At 37.1% G+C, this 17,136-nt stretch carries 17 protein-coding genes; 4 read left to right on the top strand and 13 right to left on the bottom strand.

Going from position 1 to position 17,136, the window contains the following annotated elements; translation table 11 throughout:
• Positions 1-226 precede the first annotated feature (226 nt).
• Positions 227-3,121 carry a DEAD/DEAH box helicase gene (locus tag J1905_RS11635; protein WP_214227404.1) on the top strand — a complete coding sequence of 965 codons (2,895 nt, stop codon included), beginning with the start codon at positions 227-229 and terminating at the stop codon, positions 3,119-3,121.
• Here J1905_RS11635 and aat read toward each other — a convergent pair.
• Entirely contained in the window at positions 3,118-3,750 is a 633-nt protein-coding gene (gene aat, locus J1905_RS11630) for a leucyl/phenylalanyl-tRNA--protein transferase (RefSeq protein WP_214227403.1), read from the bottom strand. The genes J1905_RS11635 and aat overlap by 4 nt on opposite strands.
• Positions 3,751-3,820: 70 nt before the next feature.
• On the opposite strand from aat, the gene J1905_RS11625 reads away from it, so the two are divergent.
• Positions 3,821-4,189, top strand: a complete 369-nt coding sequence (locus J1905_RS11625; protein WP_173093849.1) for a YccF domain-containing protein — start codon at positions 3,821-3,823, stop codon at positions 4,187-4,189.
• Here J1905_RS11625 and J1905_RS11620 read toward each other — a convergent pair.
• A complete protein-coding gene (locus J1905_RS11620) occupies positions 4,186-5,163 on the bottom strand; it encodes an App1 family protein phosphatidate phosphatase (protein WP_214227402.1) in 978 nt (325 codons plus the stop codon). The two genes, J1905_RS11625 and J1905_RS11620, sit on opposite strands and share 4 nt — an antisense overlap.
• Before the next feature lie 54 nt (positions 5,164-5,217).
• Between J1905_RS11620 and J1905_RS11615 the strand changes: the two genes are divergently transcribed.
• Positions 5,218-6,093 carry a diacylglycerol/lipid kinase family protein gene (locus tag J1905_RS11615; RefSeq protein ID WP_214227401.1) on the top strand — a complete coding sequence of 292 codons (876 nt, stop codon included), beginning with the start codon at positions 5,218-5,220 and terminating at the stop codon, positions 6,091-6,093.
• Here J1905_RS11615 and J1905_RS11610 read toward each other — a convergent pair.
• The 10 genes from J1905_RS11610 to J1905_RS11565 all read right to left on the bottom strand — a co-directional run bounded on the left by J1905_RS11610 (position 6,090) and on the right by J1905_RS11565 (position 14,055).
• On the bottom strand, positions 6,090-6,740 hold the full coding sequence (locus J1905_RS11610) for a TonB family protein (protein WP_214227400.1): 651 nt from the start codon (positions 6,738-6,740) through the stop codon (positions 6,090-6,092). The genes J1905_RS11615 and J1905_RS11610 overlap by 4 nt on opposite strands.
• A 17-nt stretch (positions 6,741-6,757) precedes the next feature.
• Entirely contained in the window at positions 6,758-7,465 is a 708-nt protein-coding gene (locus J1905_RS11605; protein WP_214227399.1) for a peptidoglycan DD-metalloendopeptidase family protein, read from the bottom strand.
• Positions 7,449-7,826, bottom strand: coding sequence for a 30S ribosome-binding factor RbfA (gene rbfA, locus J1905_RS11600; RefSeq protein WP_173093839.1), 378 nt, complete (start codon positions 7,824-7,826; stop codon positions 7,449-7,451). The genes J1905_RS11605 and rbfA overlap by 17 nt, the downstream gene beginning before the upstream one ends.
• Positions 7,827-7,857: 31 nt before the next feature.
• Entirely contained in the window at positions 7,858-9,048 is a 1,191-nt protein-coding gene (gene hflX, locus J1905_RS11595) for a GTPase HflX (RefSeq protein ID WP_214227398.1), read from the bottom strand.
• Positions 9,049-9,070: 22 nt separating this feature from the next.
• The gene (gene trpC / locus J1905_RS11590; protein WP_214227397.1) at positions 9,071-9,862 is read right to left on the bottom strand and encodes an indole-3-glycerol phosphate synthase TrpC; all 792 of its coding nucleotides are present in this window, start codon (positions 9,860-9,862) and stop codon (positions 9,071-9,073) included.
• A gap of 2 nt (positions 9,863-9,864) precedes the next feature.
• Positions 9,865-10,437: an anthranilate synthase component II gene (locus tag J1905_RS11585; RefSeq protein ID WP_214227442.1), complete on the bottom strand. Its 573-nt coding sequence runs from the start codon at positions 10,435-10,437 to the stop codon at positions 9,865-9,867.
• 19 nt (positions 10,438-10,456) lie between these two features.
• Complete coding sequence (locus J1905_RS11580; protein WP_214227396.1) at positions 10,457-11,860, bottom strand: anthranilate synthase component I family protein; 1,404 nt, start codon at positions 11,858-11,860, stop codon at positions 10,457-10,459.
• 233 nt (positions 11,861-12,093) lie between these two features.
• Positions 12,094-12,528 carry a cytochrome B gene (locus J1905_RS11575; protein ID WP_173093831.1) on the bottom strand — a complete coding sequence of 145 codons (435 nt, stop codon included), beginning with the start codon at positions 12,526-12,528 and terminating at the stop codon, positions 12,094-12,096.
• Between the two features lie 84 nt (positions 12,529-12,612).
• Positions 12,613-13,020 carry a Dabb family protein gene (locus J1905_RS11570; protein WP_214227395.1) on the bottom strand — a complete coding sequence of 136 codons (408 nt, stop codon included), beginning with the start codon at positions 13,018-13,020 and terminating at the stop codon, positions 12,613-12,615.
• 42 nt (positions 13,021-13,062) lie between these two features.
• On the bottom strand, positions 13,063-14,055 hold the full coding sequence (locus J1905_RS11565) for a toxin-antitoxin system YwqK family antitoxin (RefSeq protein WP_214227394.1): 993 nt from the start codon (positions 14,053-14,055) through the stop codon (positions 13,063-13,065).
• A 180-nt stretch (positions 14,056-14,235) separates the two neighbouring features.
• On the opposite strand from J1905_RS11565, the gene J1905_RS11560 reads away from it, so the two are divergent.
• The gene (locus tag J1905_RS11560; protein ID WP_214227393.1) at positions 14,236-15,300 is read left to right on the top strand and encodes a carboxypeptidase-like regulatory domain-containing protein; all 1,065 of its coding nucleotides are present in this window, start codon (positions 14,236-14,238) and stop codon (positions 15,298-15,300) included.
• 75 nt (positions 15,301-15,375) lie between these two features.
• On the opposite strand, the gene J1905_RS11555 is transcribed toward J1905_RS11560, so the two are convergent.
• A complete protein-coding gene (locus J1905_RS11555) occupies positions 15,376-17,136 on the bottom strand; it encodes a RagB/SusD family nutrient uptake outer membrane protein (RefSeq protein ID WP_214227392.1) in 1,761 nt (586 codons plus the stop codon).

Below are 17,136 nucleotides of genomic sequence, written 5' to 3'. Positions count from 1 at the left end.
GTAGGGCTTTTTTGTAATTAAGACCCTCATTTCAAGTAAACGTTTCAGCCAATTTCTCTCTTTTATACCAGCATAAGGTAACACACGACCAACTGTCGGATTCCCTCGACGAACTCATTATAAAATTTTAGACATATTATGCGATTCCATTTGAAAAGAACTGCAATTTGATGTATGTTTAAAGATTTTTAAATGCTTACCCTCCGATTGTTTTAATCTTTAATCAATGTTACGCGTAGATAGTACTAAACCCTGCAAAATTGTATATTCATTATGTAAACACGCGTATTTCGGATATTTAATAGAACCCCATATGGTTCAATTAAATCCTCAGGGTGATTTTTCTCTTACTTATCAACGATTATTCTCTCATACAGCGAAAGAATTTGCAAAGCATTTAACAGATAATGACTTTAAGCTCATCAAAATCCTTGATGAAACTGAGCAAGACTTCTTAATAAAGAAATATTACAAGAAAGCGATAAGACCCGGAGAGTTCTTCAGCAAATTTTTTAATGAAAAATTTTATGAAACTGTCCGTCCAAAGATTGAAAAGAAACTATCTGAGGTTCTGGAAGCACTCAAAGCAGATGGTTCACTGTATTTAATGGACAATGACGGATGGCCGGCAGAACGTAAAATAGATATTGCAACAGAGCCATCAACTGTACTATTTCACTTTAGACGTAGTAATATTGAAACCCGATATTTCCCAACAATAAAATACCAGGGATTACGAATCGATTTTATGTTTAAGGATGCGCAAATTATAAGTAATCAGCCCGCATGGTTATTACTTAATGATATGATTTATTTCTTTGAACAAGATATAGAAGGGAAAAAGCTTCTCCCCTTCTTAAATAAACGATACATTACCATACCAAAGGCAACTGAAGAGACCTATTTTGAAAAATTTGTTTGCCCACTAATAGAAAAATATCACGTTTACGCAGAGGGATTTGATATAAAAACTGAGAAGCATGACCCTATACCAACATTAAAAGTCATCTATGTTGAATCTGGGGTTTCTCAACTTCAGCTATATTTTAAATATGGGGAGTATGCATTTGCAATGGGCAATGAAAAGAAAGTAACGGTTCGTCTTTCCAAAGACGAGGACAATTATATTTTTACCCGTATAAAGAGAGATACTACTTTCGAGAAACAGAAATTTGACACCTTATTGGGCCTTGGCTTAAAAAAGACAAGTACTCTTTTTTACAACCTCGAAGTTTCTGGTAATCATGATGAAGATCAGTCTTATGCAATTATCAACTGGGTAAATGAGCATATAGAGAGTTTAAAAACCGTTGGTTTTGAAATAGAACAGTATAATGGAGCAAAGAAATTTCTTTTTGCTGCGAATAAAATCGACTTTGAGATTAAAGAAGACAATGATTGGTTTGATATAAATGCCATAGTATACTTTGGTATATACCCAGTCCCTTTTCTTTCCCTTAAACAACACATTCTTCATAAAAAGAGGGAATTCATACTTCCTGATGGTACAATAGCCATTATTCCTGAAAAATGGTTTACACAGTACGGCAGTCTTTTTAGTTTATCAGAAGGAGGCAAATCCCTACACCTAAAGAAACATCACATTGGGCTAATTAATGAGCTGGCAGAAGATAGCATTGCTAATGTAACCTTAAGCCGTAAACTTGAAAGGTTAAACGATTTCGAAAACATAGCAGATACCCGAATGCCTGTCCACTTTAAGGGCGATTTACGCAGCTACCAAAAGGCCGGGTACAATTGGTTTAGTTTCTTACGGGAATATAATTTTGGTGGATGTTTGGCGGATGACATGGGTTTAGGTAAAACTATTCAAACCCTGGCGATGTTGCAAAAACTCAAAGAAGAGAATGAACAAAACTCAACTCATGGCACTTCTTTGATTGTTATGCCAACATCTTTAATTTACAACTGGTTAAATGAGGCTAAAAAGTTCACTCCTAAACTTAAAATACACGCCCATACTGGAACAACAAGAGATAAAGATGTAAGTATCTTTGCGAAATATGATATCGTTATCACAACTTATGGAATTACTCGCGTTGATATAGAAATCCTTAAAAACTTTTATTTCAGTTATATCATATTAGATGAAAGTCAGAATATAAAAAACCCTTCATCAAAATCATTTAAGGCGGTTAAAGCGCTAAAATCTAAATACAGATTAATCCTAAGTGGTACACCGGTAGAAAATTCTGTAAGTGACCTTTGGACCCAGCTTACCTTCTTAAATCCTGGACTACTTGGTACACAATCATTCTTTAATGAAGAATACGTTCAAGCTATAGAGAAAAGAAAAGATGAGGAAAAAGCTCGAAAGCTACAAGCTATCATCAAGCCTTTCGTTCTACGCCGTACAAAGGAACAGGTTGCAGCAGAACTTCCTTCTAAAACAGAACAGGTATTTTATTGCGACATGAGTGAAGACCAGGCTGCATACTATGAGAAAACAAAATCAGCTTACCGTAATGACCTACTAAGCAGCATGGATGATGGCACTTATGCCAAGAAACAAGTACAGCTTTTGCAAGGTTTAACAGCATTGCGCCAGTTGGCCAATCATCCTGTAATGATAGATGACACCTACAATTCTGATTCAGGAAAATTCGAAAATGTAATCCATACGCTAGACAATGTACTTAAGGGTGGACATAAGGTTCTTATCTTTTCTCAGTTTGTCAAACATTTAAACATCTTCAAATCCTATTTTGAAAAGGAAGACATAGCCTTTTCTTACCTTGACGGATCAACTAAAAACCGAGGAGAAATAGTTGCTGAATTTCAGAAAAATACTGAGTTAAAAGTCTTCTTGATTTCTATAAAAGCTGGTGGTGTAGGTTTAAACCTAACCCAGGCAGATTATGTATTTATTCTTGATCCGTGGTGGAACCCAGCCGTAGAGCAACAGGCAATCGACCGTACACACAGAATAGGCCAGGAAAAGAAAGTATTTATCTATAAATTCATTGCAAAAGATACAGTAGAGGAAAAGATATTAGCATTACAGAACCGTAAAAAACGACTTGCTAGTTCTTTGATTACAACAGAAGAAAGTTTCTTCAAATCTTTGAGTAAGGAAGATATCAGAGAGATCCTGAATTAATCTTTCAGGAATTCTTCATATTGTTCCCGAGAGATCATTTCTGCCCCCAGACTCATCAGATGATCATTGGGCAGCTGGCAATCTATTAGCTTGAATCTATTTGTCTGACAGAGCCATATTAGGGCTGTTTTCGATGCATTGCTCACTAAACTAAACATGCTTTCTCCGCAAAAAACATCATTAACCTCAACGCCGTATAATCCGCCTACCAATACCCCATCTTGCCATACCTCTACACTTTTAGCGTAACCGTTTTCATGCAAACTAGTGTAAGCATCCTGCATTTCCTGAGTAATCCAGGTACCTGGCTGATCTTTTCTTCCAACCTTTGCACAGTTAACAATCACCTCCCTGAATGCCTTGTTAAAGGTTACTAAAAATATTTCTGACTTAAGAACTTTAGCCATGCTTTTACTAACCTTCACTTCAGAGGGATATATTACACAGCGTTCATGAGGCGAATACCAACAAATAGGGTCATCATCACTAAACCAGGGAAAAATCCCATTCTGATAAGCTAAAAGCAACCTTTCAATACTCAAATCTCCCCCTACAGCTAACAGCCCATCTGGATCCGCCAAAGCAGGGTTAGGAAAAACAATCTCATCTTCTGGTAGTCTAAAAACCATTTACAATAATAAAACATTCGGTTTAATGTAACTAATCTTACTATATTTCATCATAATAAAAAAGCATAACATGAACTTAATAGGCAATATAATCTGGATCATTTTTGGTGGAATATTCATTTTTTTCGAATATATAATCGGAGGTCTTATCCTTTGCCTTACTATTGTTGGTATTCCATTCGGACTACAGTGTTTCAAGTTTGCGTTTGTTGGCCTTGCTCCCTTTGGTGTTAAAATTACCGATACCTCTTCCAATACAGGCTGCTTATCAACCATAATGAATATCATTTGGTTAATATTCGGGGGCTTCTGGATCGCCCTTACACACCTATTCTTTGGGATCTTATTATGTATTACGATTGTGGGTATTCCGTTTGGCAGACAACATTTCAAATTAATGAACCTTGCATTTTCTCCATTTGGAAAATCCATAAGTTAATCTGTAATTAATCCGATTTTTTTAGAATGTTCAATTGCGTCGAGGCTATTTTCAAACAAACAGGTCCTGATATTTTGTGCCTCTATCCTTTTTAAAAATTCTTTAGTGGCCCCTTCCATTTCCTTTCTGATATTCCGGATGTAAACCGCCTCAATATTTCTAGGGTATTTCTCAGCAATGGCAGTATATATTTCTGGATCCTTTTGTGTATTGTCGCCAAAGAAAACGAACCTTTGGTTAGGAAAAGCATCCAGGATTCTCATAACTCTCATTAACTTTCCCTCATGCCCGGTTTTACCCGTCTTGATAAGGTCTTTTAATTGCTTAATCTGATTTAATAAAAAGGCTCCGTCAGGCAATCTATTGTAAGTGAAAATCTCTAACAGATAATCATACAAATTCCACTCACTGCTAGACACATAGAAAAATGGATTAGGCTGATCAGCTGTTGTATGCGACAACGCCAATGCACTGTAGTGAGTGTATGTACCCTTGAAGGTTTTCCGCGTTCTTGGATTTTTAATAAATAGCTCTCTAAGCCTTCTTCTAATAGTTGCTGAATGAGACACCATTACTGTATCATCTATATCAGAAATAAAAGCAAATTGAGTAATATGTGGCACAAAAATCTGTCCTAAACCAATAGCCATCACTTTTCTATCCTTATCTATGGCTTCAATCTTTACACCATGCCACCCCGCACTAACGTCTTTATTTGCTGACCATTCAAATTTGAAAAAACCATCGTATTCTGTTTTGTGATAAACTTCCTGCCCATTAAAAGTTAACCTAACTTCTATGTGAGGGTAAGGTTTCAAAACAAACAATTTCAGCAAATGAATAAAATTAACGAATAGATTGTTACTAAAACCCTGCATTGTTTTAGCCCTAAACTTAAATACATGACCATACACAACAAGATTATGTGTATGACCGTATCCATGATATACTTTAACACTTACAGATTTATTCATTAATAATTAAAACAGAGCAATGTTAAAGTTGTTTGTGATATTAAAGAAAACATAATGGAAGACAAATCCTCTCAATTGAAGTTGCTGTTTATTGTTAATCCGGGATCAGGGAATGGTGAAATTAATTTCGGTGATGTAATAAGCGCTTATTTTGAGGCATTAGAGCATACCGCAGAGATTTATGAGCTGGCTTTAAACTGCTCACTCGACAAACTTAAAGTGATAATAACCAATTCAAATGCAGACCGCGTAATAGCAGTAGGCGGAGATGGCACAATTAAGTTGGTTGCAGAATGTTTATTGCAAACAGAAACACCTATGGGCATTATACCTGCAGGGTCTGCAAATGGTATGGCTAGAGAATTAGGAATCCCGACAACCATTAAAGAGTCGTTGGATGTGGTCGTAAACGGACGTCCTAAAAAGATACACGCCATAACTGTAAACAAAGAGCTATGTATTCACCTTGCTGATATCGGTTTTAACGCTTATATCGTTAAGAAATTTAATGACCTCCCCCAACGCGGAATGTGGGGCTATACAAAGGCCGCCTGGAAGGCGCTATGGAGCCACCATAAAATGGAGGTGATAATCAGGATAAAGGACAAAATAATTCATTCAGAGGCAGCTATGGTAGTAATAGCCAATGCAACCATGTATGGTACGGGAGTGAAAATTAATCCAGATGGAAAACTTGATGACGATGTTTTTGAAGTAATTCTTGTAAAGGAATACGCTGTGATGGAGATTTTAAAACTCCGATTCACTAATATGGCTTTAAATCCTAAAAATATTGAAGCATTTCAAATTACTAGCCTCAATATCAGAACTAAGCATAAAGCTCATTTTCAGGTTGATGGTGAATACATGGGGAAAGTTAACCAAATTGAAGCCAATATAATTCCGGCAGCTATTAATGTTATCGTCTAATTGCAGTACTTGGCAATCTGTTCATCGGCCAAATCGTACCCCATATTTTTTACAAACATAAAATCCTCACAAGCGCCTTGCTTATCTTTTTGTTTCAACTTCTTTAGCCCATCATCTACCCTCATTTTCATATACTCATCATCATATCCAAGACTTGTTTTAAGTGCTATTATCTTACGTTCCTCCTCAATAGTATATTTACCTATTGCTTTATGCTTATAAAAATTAAGCACAGCATCAGTCATACCTACATTAGTTTTGTAAATTTCTATAGCCTGCTTTATCTCTTTCTGACTTTTATTCCCACAGTCCTCCCCTGAAAGTTTAAAATTAATCGGTACTACCACAGATACTATGGTATCATGATCAGCAGGAACTATCCATTTCCCACTGCTTAACCTGATCAGTCGTAAAGCCTCATCATCGAGGTCTGTTCCTATACCTTTTTGAATTTTAGAAAAATAAACCTCACCAGCTTTATTCAATTTGAAACTTATAGTAACAGTCCCGTCAATACAGTTTTGTAAAGAATATGGAGGATAAACTTTATTATTTGCCACAAAAGAATCCAATCCACCCTTTAAAGTAGGCTGAGCCTTAACACCTAACCCAAATAACAGAAATAATGCTAAGAGAATCTTTGACATATACCAATTTACGTATTTTAAACCAAAGCAAATGAAAATGTGTGCTTTAATATTAGTGCAGGATCAGGACAATTATTCAGATAAATATCTCTTTTAGAGTACTGGCAGACACCAGGGTAATCACCTTTTAATGCCTGCATATTGAATATCAATTGAAAGTGTAAATGAGGTGGCCAGAAACCGTTTTCTTCTTTAGCTCCAAATGTTGCGAATTGTTGCCCCAAAGGAATGTACATCCCCTCTTCCAAACCATCTAAAGATGCAATACTTAAATGCCCGTACAGCGCATGAATTACCACATCTCCCAAAACATATTTCAGGATAATAGTTCCTCCATAATCGCCAAAATTATTATTGAATTTAAAACTATGGACTACCGCATCATGAAAGTTATAAATAGGAGTTCCTGCAGGGCCCCAGATATCTACACCTAAATGTAACCTTCTGGGCTCTTCATCTGTATCGAAATGGGCACTCCGGGCATAGATAGACCTATGCTCATTATATCCACCAATGCCATAGCGACAAGCATTTAACTTTAGTTCATTTTCAACCCAATTGGTAAAAAGGTCGGTATCATCTAAAATATGGCTTGTAATTTCTTTGTTCGTAGCAGTAAAATCAAACGGATACAATAAGTCATGAGCAGGGTCAAAATCAACCACCTTACCAATTACGATATCGTCCCGATTTAAGGCATCTAAAAGATTAATCTGCCTCTTCATCCGTCTCCTTACGGTCTCTGGATATTTTATCGAATATTTTATCCATATGCTCAACGTACTCGTTCGTATCATCTAAAAAGAAGGTAAGCGTAGGAATTACACGAGCTTGGTGACGAATACGCGCACCCAGTTTATATCTAATCTCACTTGAGTGAGAGTTTACTTCAGCAACCGACAAAGTAGTGTTGTTTGTATTTAAAAAGCTTAAATAAACCTTTGCCACCGCCAAATCCGGAGAAACGCGCACCTTAGTTATAGTAACCAGTGTATTAGGCAAATATGCAGAACCTTCACGCTGAAAAATAGCAGCTAATTCCTCTTGTATCACCCCGGCAAATTTCTGTTGACGTTTACTTTCCATAATTTTTCTCTTTCTTCTTTAACGGCATTAATTAATACAACAACTTATCATAAGGATAGCGCTCGGTATGTAAAGCCACGACTTTCTCATATAATAATTGCTTAAACTCCTCTAAATTCTCTTTGTGCAGGGCTGATATAAATATAGATGGGGCATTATGATTTGCCATCCAGCTACGTTTAAAATCATCAAGTGTAAGCACCGCTCTCTCCTCTTCTTCATGATCAGGTTCTGGGCTCACGTAAGCATCCATTTTATTGAATACCATGATTGTCTCCTTATCTCTTGCCCCAAGATCTTTTAAGGTTTCATTTACCACATTGATCTGATCCTCAAAATTAGCATGAGAAACGTCTACAACGTGAATCAATACATCGGCTTCACGTACCTCATCTAACGTCGATTTAAAACATTCTACTAAATGGTGAGGCAATTTCCTGATAAACCCTACAGTATCTGACAGTAAAAATGGCAGATTTTCAATAACAACCTTTCTTACCGTGGTATCTAGGGTTGCAAATAGTTTATTCTCCGCAAACACTTCAGATTTAGAAAGCATGTTCATAATCGTAGATTTCCCTACATTGGTATATCCAACAAGAGCAACACGTATCAGCTGTCCGCGATTCTTCCTTTGCGTTTCGTTCTGCTTATCAATCAAACCCAATCTGGTTTTTAAAAGGGAAATCTTTTCAAGAATCATCCTTCTATCACTCTCAATTTGAGTTTCACCCGGCCCCCTCATACCAATACCACCTTTTTGGCGCTCTAAGTGAGTCCATAAACGGGTAAGTCGAGGCAATAAGTATTGTAATTGTGCAAGCTCAACCTGAGTTTTAGCTTGTGCAGTTTGTGCCCTGCTGGCAAAAATATCAAGGATCAGGTTACTGCGGTCTAATATTTTAACCTGTAGTTCCCGTTCTATATTTCTTAGTTGTGATGGTGAAAGTTCATCATCAAAAACAACCATATCAATCTCTTCAGACTTTACATAAGCCTGTATTTCTTCTAATTTCCCTGTCCCTACAAAAGTTCCACGGTCAGGCTTAAGCATCTTCTGTGTAAACTCACGTTCCACAATACCACCCGCCGTATCTACAAGAAAAGCAAGCTCATCCAGGTATTCCCGGGTTTCCTCTGGCTTTTCACCGGGTCTGATTACTCCTACAAGTACCGCCCGTTCCGGCTTAACTGCCGTGTCGTAATATTTCTGTTTTCCCATGTAAAGTACAAAGATACAAAAGTTATACCGAGATCAACTCACTGACAAACTCTCTGATTGCAACTCCAGGATCTTCAGTTTTCATGAAGTTCTCGCCAATCAAAAAGCCATTAAATCCAGCTTGTTTCAATAATTTAATTGTCGAAGTATCGCTAATGGCACTTTCAGAGATCTTCATAAAGTCAGCAGGAATCTGATCTACAAGATCAAAAGAAGTCTGAATGTTTACCGTAAAATCAGCTAGATTTCTATTGTTAACACCTATCGCATCCAAATCCTTACAAATGCTTCTCTCCAACTCTTCTTGATTATGCACTTCCAATAACACATTAAGCCCTAAACCCTTTGCGGTGCTTGCAAGTCCCGAAATCTCTTGAGGGGTAAGAATGGCAGCAATCAATAAAATGATATCAGCACCCCAGGCTTTTGCTTCAAGAATCTGGTATTCATCAATCATAAAGTCCTTTCTCAGAATAGGAACCTTATTCGCAGCTCTTGCTTGCAGTAAGTCTTGCTGATGTCCTCCAAAGAAATCTGTGTCTGTTAGTACAGAAAGCGCCGAAGCTCCTGCCGAAGCATAAGCCTTAGTAACATCAGCAACTGTAACTTTGTCATTAATAATACCTTTAGATGGAGAACGGCGTTTAAACTCAGCAATAATACCAGTACGGTCTTCTGCCAATAAAAACTCTTCAAAAGAATATGGATTGCGGTTAAAATGAAGGGCAGCCTCCAGCTGTTTAACAGAAACATTCTGCTTAGCCAAAGCCACTTCTTCCTTCTTCCTCAGTACAATTTTATCTAAAATATTCATATTTAACTTTCTAACCAGTTTTGCATCATCTGTTTTCCGTATTCGGTAAGCACGCTTTCCGGGTGAAATTGTACCCCACGAACATCAAGTGTCTTATGACTCAATGCCATAATCTCATCCGTATCGTCTGTTGCAGTAACTACAAAGCAATCAGGTAGTCCTTCATTGCTAACCACCCAGGAATGGTAGCGACCGACTTTAATCACCTCCGGACAATCTTTAAACAACACCTCATTCTTATCCAAAACTGTAATTGGTGTAGCAATTCCGTGCATTGGCCTGCCTAAATTTAATAAACTTCCTCCAAATGCCTCAGCAATTGCCTGCTGGCCCAAGCAAACACCAAAAATACTCTTAGTTGATGCATAGGTTCTGATTACATCAAGTAACAATCCAGCCTCTTCAGGTATCCCGGGTCCCGGCGAAAGCAGAATTTTATCATACTGCTCAACATCCGCAAGTTCAAACTTATCATTCCTCCACACTTCAACATCCCTGCCCAATTCATTAACTAAATGCACGAGGTTATAAGTAAACGAATCGTAATTATCTATAACCAAAACTTTCTTTTGCATGATCTTATTATTCTCCATCTTAAATTTGCGTAGCCATTTCAATTGCCCTGCGCAAAGCAGCAATTTTGTTATTTACTTCATTCAGTTCGTTTTCAGGAATAGAATCGGCAACAATACCTGCACCAGCCCTATAATGTAATTGATTATTTTTACTCATAAACGTCCTGATCATAATGCAATGATTAAACTCATCATTAAAGCCCATGTAGCCAAGCGCTCCGGCATAAAAGTTTCTTCCAAGCCCTTCATTCTCATCAATCAACTGCATCGCTCTGTATTTAGGGGCGCCGCTTAATGTTCCTGCCGGATAAGTATCAGCAACAACCTTAAAAGCAGATACATTTTCCTGTAGGTTACCACTAACCTTAGAAACCAGGTGAATCAAGTGAGAATAGTATTGAACCTCCTTAAAAGACTTCACCTCAACACCACTACAATGTCTGCTAAGATCATTCCTTGCTAAATCTACCAACATTACATGCTCGGCACTCTCTTTAGGATCTTCCTCTAATTTTTTTGCTTGCTCTGCATCCTCTATATCATTTCCTGTACGCTTAAAAGTCCCTGCAATAGGAAAAATATTAGCTACATTATTCTTTATGGTAATTTGAGCTTCCGGCGATGAACCAAAAAGCTTAAAACTTCCGTAGTCAAAATAAAACAGATATGGAGAAGGATTTATTGACCTTAAACACCTGTAAACATTAAACTCATCACCCAAAAAAGCCTGATTATATGCCCGTGAAGGAACTATTTGAAAAACATCTCCACGCAATATGTGCTTCTTAAGTTTATCAACCATGTTCATGAAGTCCTCATTTGTCAGGTTTGAGTTCTCTTCACCATTCGTTTTAAAACTATATTCCGGATAATTCTTGTTCTGAATAATGTATTCCATCTTTTCCAGATCCTCACTATCGTCACCATTAAATCTGTTTTTAAACAAAGTGATTTCATTACGGAAATGATCAATAGCAATAATATACCTATAAATATGGTACTGCATTGTAGGAATCTCTTCACCTTTCGGTGTTTCAGAAGAGAATGTGATATCTTCAAAATGCTGTACAGCATTCCATGTAAAATACCCAAACAAACCACTCGAAATATGCCTATTGCCTTCAATTACATCTGGTGTAAATGCGGCTTTAAAAGCATCGATCTCTTCGGTTAATACAAACTCCGTTTTCTCCTCTTTCCTCCCATCAGGAAAATAAGAAGACAAGACACCATTCTGCAGTATAATACCTGCAACAGGTTCAGCACACACATAACTCATTGAGTTCTCACGACTGTGGTAGTCGGAGCTTTCCAATAAAATTGTATTCGGAAATACATCTCTCAATCTCAGGTAAATACTTACCGGAGTAGTGGTATCTGCAAGTCTCTTTTTATATGTTGTGTTAATGGTATAATTATTCATAATAACATTTTTTTCAATTCATTTATTCAAATTGCCGGATCATAAAAAAACCCGGCGTGTGGTTACGTCGGGTTTTACAATGTGGTTTGGTTTAGGTTGATAAACTATAAGGTACACAAGGTTACGACGAAACTCTTTTCAGAATTACCACGCCATTGCCAAGTATGTATATTGTTAATCATGTGCAACAAAAATATAAATAAATCTTACTAAACAAAATTAAATTGTGAAATTTATGAAACTCCAAAAAAACTACGGCTAGGATCTACCATTGTCATCTGAATAATCGATGCAATAATTACAATTAATCCTAATCCAAAATATAATGCTATAGTACGATGCTTAGTCGATGGATCGGCTACTCTTTTTGATCTTGCATTGCCTACAGTAACTAAAATAGCAGCAAAAATCATCATCGCAATATGCTCCATCTTCCAGTATCTTATTCCTGCTTCAACTAGAGGGCTTACAAAATACAGCACCAAACCAAATAAAATTTGGGTATGCACAAAGATTAAAGTAAACACATTCAATTTTCTATTTCCTTCTGTATATGGTTTTTTCCCAAGCCACCCTACAATAGCGCTTACAATTGCCAATACCAATAAAATTAAGACGATATAACGCCATCCTGAGTGTGCACTCTTTAAAATGTGATAAAAATTCATAACGGTTTTTCTTTCAAACTTAAGTAATTACTTTATGCTTTATGTAATAGCCAGTCACTAAATGATATTTAAAATGATTCTATTTTAAGCTTCAACTGCATCATAAACAATTACTTTCTCCCACAAATGGCTATAGTTTTTTATAAACTCCATGTGTATTGGATGTGTCTGATACGTTGCCTGCCCCTCAAGATCACTAAAGAACATTAGTTCTGATACTCCCCAGCTGCTATCAATAACATCTCGTTTCTCTGTACTGGCAACTATACCCACATGCAATTCACGTACTGTCGGGATTTTTGAAAGTGCTTTCACACCTGCAACCAATTTATCACGATCCTCTTTTGAATCTGGGTTTTTCAACCAGAAAAACACATGGTGTACTACCGGGTAATTTTTTTTCATACTTGTTAACGGCATAGCAGTTGCAGCTGTTCCAACTGCCAGAGCAGCAGCTGTTCCAATAAATTTCCTTCTGTTAGATTTATTCATAATGCATAAATCTATGAAAAATAACTTTTTAAATACTAATCCTCATTGCATTGGCTTAAATCTATTTTCATAAATATCCTTTACAATTTCATTAAACCCAACCTCAATACTCCTAGAGGGAAATGAAATAGTTATCGGAAATTCTTGTTCAACTTCTCCTTTATTGTTAAAAGCAGGCTTCCATGTTGGAGCATCCGCAATTGCGTTTAGAACAACAAGCATTGTCTCATTTTTAATTTTAGGATTCGGACCAAAGCTGCTAACAATCAACTTCCCCCCCTTACTAATCTCCACACCCACATGAATCTGAAGATTTGCACCCCCAAAATCAATACTCTTAATTGCTTCAGATAAATACGCTTTAAAATTATAGCCAGCCTTAGCAGAGGTAACTCTCTCTTCAGCCGAAACTTTACAAGGGTAATTATCCGTGGTTAAAAGATGATTTTTTTTATATGTCTCCTTAATTAAAATAACTCCCGAAGAAGCAAAGGTATTCCAAACTCCTTCTCTTGAACCATTGACATAATTCCCTTCAACCAGAACTTTCTGTGAATTATACCCATAACTTCTATACCTACCCGTTAGCTCACCATTCTTCCAGGTACGAACAAATTGAAGCTTTCCTAATACATAATCGCTCCACTCGCCATCTTTTTTACCATCTACAAAATATCCAGTAGCAGAAAGATAATATTTTGCAGGCTCCGTATCCGAAACGATCCTTCGAGCTGCAGCATCATAATACATCCTTGGTAAAGCTTCACTAACATTAAACATGGTAAATTTCCCATGAGGCACTGTAAGCTGCTCATCCTTAAAGCTTCCTATAACCATCAATGTATCCTTCATGGTATATTGATGCATTTTCCACGTAGAATCTGCCTGATCATACCCTGACTTTATGTAATAAACAGCTTTAGTAGGATCAGATACAATTTCATTATTTTCATTAATGTAATACCGTTTTATTTGCGAATGACCAGTTAACGATATCAGAATTAAAACGAGAACTATAAAACAATTCTTCAACATAGAGCGGGTATTTAGAGTTTACTCAATTTACAAATAAATCATTATTCGCAATAAAAATTAATCTAACAGAACCAACAAAGGGAACAGTACAACTATCCCTGAAAATCGGCATATGTTATTACGGCTTTATTTCGTCATTTCTTTTATATTAGCTTAATCGCTATTACTAACCCGTTAACAATGAAACGAATTACACTCTCGATCTTTATTATTTTAATCTGCTCAGGCATATTACAAGCCCAAGAAGCCTTTAACATAACCGGCACAGTACTCAACGGAAAGAATGAAGCCATCGAACGGGCGACAGTTTTTATTGACGGATCACAAAAAGGCACAGTAACCAATGCCCAAGGTGAGTTTAAATTCTCAAATATCAAACCCGGCACCTATCAGGTTATCGTGAGTATGATTGGTTATAGTTCTAAAAAACAAAACGTTATTATTCAGGACCAATCTATCTCATTAAATATCATCATGATAGACAAACCTACAATTTTACGTGAGGTAGTAATCGGAAATAATTCTCAACGAAAGGAGAACATAAAAATATTTCTTAAAAATTTTCTGGGAGAATCTGAAAATGCAAAGCAGTGTAAGATATTAAACCTGGAGATACTTGATTTCTCGACCATAAAAAAGATTCTTGAGGCTACAACTGATGACTTCCTAATTATTGAAAACAAAAGCTTGGGCTATCGCATCAAATACCTACTCAGAAATTTCCGTTACAACAAAGAAACCGGTGTTACAAGTTACGATGGCGAATCTATGTTCGAAAATCTTGAAGGGTCTGATAATGAAAAAAATGATTGGGTTGCCAACAGAAAAGAAGCCTACGAAGGCTCTCTTATGCATTACTTAAGGTCCCTTTACAAAAATACGTTAACACAAGAAGGATTTGTTACTCATGAAGTAATGAATAACATACAACCTCTACAACTAGCCCCTATATCTGTAGACATGGAAAAATACATCAATAGAACAGATAGTAATTTTGTTAAATTAAAATTCAAAACTCGTCTCTATGTTGTTTTAAATAAAGGAAAGGCTTTGAAATCCAACAACCCGGATGATAAAAAAACGATCACTCAGTGGATGGGTAAAAATGGATCAATTGTTAGACTTTTTTTGGATGAAGCTATTGTAGATAGCAAAGGTAGTTATGTGGATTATCGAAGCTTTTTTATCCAAGGTTTTTGGGGAGGTAAAAGAATCGGTGATCAACTGCCTTTTGAATATAACTAATCCATAAAAAAGGGTTGTCGGGGACTAATTTACTCCCTGACAACCCTACTAAATTACCTTAAGTCTGAAACAACCTTAATATCCTTGATTTTGATGAAAGGCCTTGGTTACATCTAACGTTGATTGAGGTATTGGAAATATCCTTCTGGTTGGTTGAGATGTTGGCTTTGCACTAAAAGGAAGCTCATACTTTCCAAAACGGATCATCTGCGGTCTTCTGAACATTTCCCAATAAGTTTCAAAGGCAATTTCTTTATAAAGGGCAGCTTCATCAAGGGACAATATCGCCACACCCGGCGCATTTCCATAAAGCGATTCTCTTTTTCTTGAGGTGCGTAAAATATTAATATCGTTTAATGCTAATGCAGTTTGTCCTTTACGAAAATAAGCTTCTGCCCTCATTGTGTAAATAACTCCTAAACGGAACAACGGAATGTCGACGTTACTAGTTCCATTTCCTTCTTCAGGGTCAAACTCAAACTTAAATACCCGCGCTCCTCTATTGATCTGATTTTGAGCAAATACAGCTTGGGTAGGATTAGTAAAATTAAGCTCTGGAGTAAAATCCATCCGTGTACCTGTACTTTTTTCCATGTAAAGCTCAGAAACTTTAATCCTTCCATTCTCAGTCATTTCAAAACCACCTGTAGAAGTAAGTTTAGGGCCATATTGAGGCCCTACCATGATACCACGATTGAAATGAAACCATGGTAGGTTATTGCTTTTAGGGACGATATCTGTTGCAGGAACACTCCCCACCGCATCGTTCATAAACCACGTTCCATCACTATACTGATATTTTCTGGAGAACCTTGGATCGTCATGGTTTCCGTTCCAGGTAGCATAAAATTCCGGACTGATACATGCCGCATTAGTCCCCCTATTTGCAGGAGATGGTTTTTGGTTACGCTCTACCCCAACATAAGCAAAAGAATTAGAGCCATTTCTGATGTAATCTATTTTTTGCACGACCACAAAGATAAGTTCAGAACCACCTGAATTTTTGATAGCGAAGTTGTCGAAATAATTACTTTCCAGACGGAATTTGCCAGGATTGATCAATAATGAGGTGTAATAGATCACCTTATCCATATCAGAATCATTGCTATTTACCGACTTCTCGTTAAAATTAAAAGAAGCAGCATAGCGATCTTTATATACTGCACGGTTTAGGTACATATTAGCTAATAAGCCGTAAGCCGCTTCTTTAGTAAACCTTCCATTGTGGGTAGATTGCTCTCCGAGAGACGCCAGGCTTGGGATTAAACCTTCTACCTCTGTTATAAGCTCATCTATTGCTGACCCCGCCTGTTTAATTTCGAGCGGAGCCTTTTCATTAGCAGGATCACGGTAAGGGGCTTGCCCAAAGAGGTCAAGGGTAGTATAGGTATAGTAGGCTAATAAGCCTTTAGCTTCAGCAAGAAAAAGATCCTTTTGCGCACCAGTGCCTGTGCTGTTTGCTTTTATAGCCGTTAATGATCTGGTGATCCCGTTGGTAAGCATATTCCAGTTGTCCGTTACAATAGGGTTATCGGCAGCCCAGGTAAACTCATGCATAGATCGCCATTTACCGCCGTCACCCCAGTCGCTCCCCCGTGTAGGCAGAAGGGCCTCATCTGTAGTGTATTCCTGTAATGAAAATACAGCTCCATGATCTACAAAAGTTCCATCACCCAGCCTATCGTACGCGGCTGCTAAAGCACCCGCAGGATTGGAAGCGTCTTCACCTAATACTTCATCAAGCACAACCTCGTTTAATTTTGTACAATTGGTAAGAAACAAGGCACCAAGTAGAAATATGATATTTCTTGCTCTAAATAGTTTGTTTGTTTTCAT

Origin of the sequence: Pedobacter sp. B4-66, from assembly GCF_018492665.1 — a bacterium.
In the GTDB taxonomy this organism is placed as follows: Bacteria; Bacteroidota; Bacteroidia; order Sphingobacteriales; family Sphingobacteriaceae; genus Pedobacter.
Note: the sequence above shows the minus strand (reverse complement) of the source record. Positions and strands in the feature narration are given on the sequence as shown.

Coding starts and splice junctions, on each gene's coding strand:
- hflX (WP_214227398.1), bottom strand. CDS start 9,048: ATGGGAAAACAGAAATATTACGACACGGCAGTTAAGCCGGAACGGGCG.
- J1905_RS11570 (WP_214227395.1), bottom strand. CDS start 13,020: ATGAATAAATCTAACAGAAGGAAATTTATTGGAACAGCTGCTGCTCTG.
- J1905_RS11625 (WP_173093849.1), top strand. CDS start 3,821: ATGAACTTAATAGGCAATATAATCTGGATCATTTTTGGTGGAATATTC.
- trpC (WP_214227397.1), bottom strand. CDS start 9,862: ATGAATATTTTAGATAAAATTGTACTGAGGAAGAAGGAAGAAGTGGCT.
- J1905_RS11575 (WP_173093831.1), bottom strand. CDS start 12,528: ATGAATTTTTATCACATTTTAAAGAGTGCACACTCAGGATGGCGTTAT.
- J1905_RS11635 (WP_214227404.1), top strand. CDS start 227: ATGTTACGCGTAGATAGTACTAAACCCTGCAAAATTGTATATTCATTA.
- J1905_RS11585 (WP_214227442.1), bottom strand. CDS start 10,437: ATGCAAAAGAAAGTTTTGGTTATAGATAATTACGATTCGTTTACTTAT.
- J1905_RS11615 (WP_214227401.1), top strand. CDS start 5,218: ATGGAAGACAAATCCTCTCAATTGAAGTTGCTGTTTATTGTTAATCCG.
- J1905_RS11580 (WP_214227396.1), bottom strand. CDS start 11,860: ATGAATAATTATACCATTAACACAACATATAAAAAGAGACTTGCAGAT.
- J1905_RS11605 (WP_214227399.1), bottom strand. CDS start 7,465: ATGAAGAGGCAGATTAATCTTTTAGATGCCTTAAATCGGGACGATATC.
- J1905_RS11555 (WP_214227392.1), bottom strand. CDS start 17,136: ATGAAAACAAACAAACTATTTAGAGCAAGAAATATCATATTTCTACTT.
- rbfA (WP_173093839.1), bottom strand. CDS start 7,826: ATGGAAAGTAAACGTCAACAGAAATTTGCCGGGGTGATACAAGAGGAA.
- J1905_RS11610 (WP_214227400.1), bottom strand. CDS start 6,740: ATGTCAAAGATTCTCTTAGCATTATTTCTGTTATTTGGGTTAGGTGTT.
- aat (WP_214227403.1), bottom strand. CDS start 3,750: ATGGTTTTTAGACTACCAGAAGATGAGATTGTTTTTCCTAACCCTGCT.
- J1905_RS11560 (WP_214227393.1), top strand. CDS start 14,236: ATGAAACGAATTACACTCTCGATCTTTATTATTTTAATCTGCTCAGGC.
- J1905_RS11565 (WP_214227394.1), bottom strand. CDS start 14,055: ATGTTGAAGAATTGTTTTATAGTTCTCGTTTTAATTCTGATATCGTTA.
- J1905_RS11620 (WP_214227402.1), bottom strand. CDS start 5,163: ATGAATAAATCTGTAAGTGTTAAAGTATATCATGGATACGGTCATACA.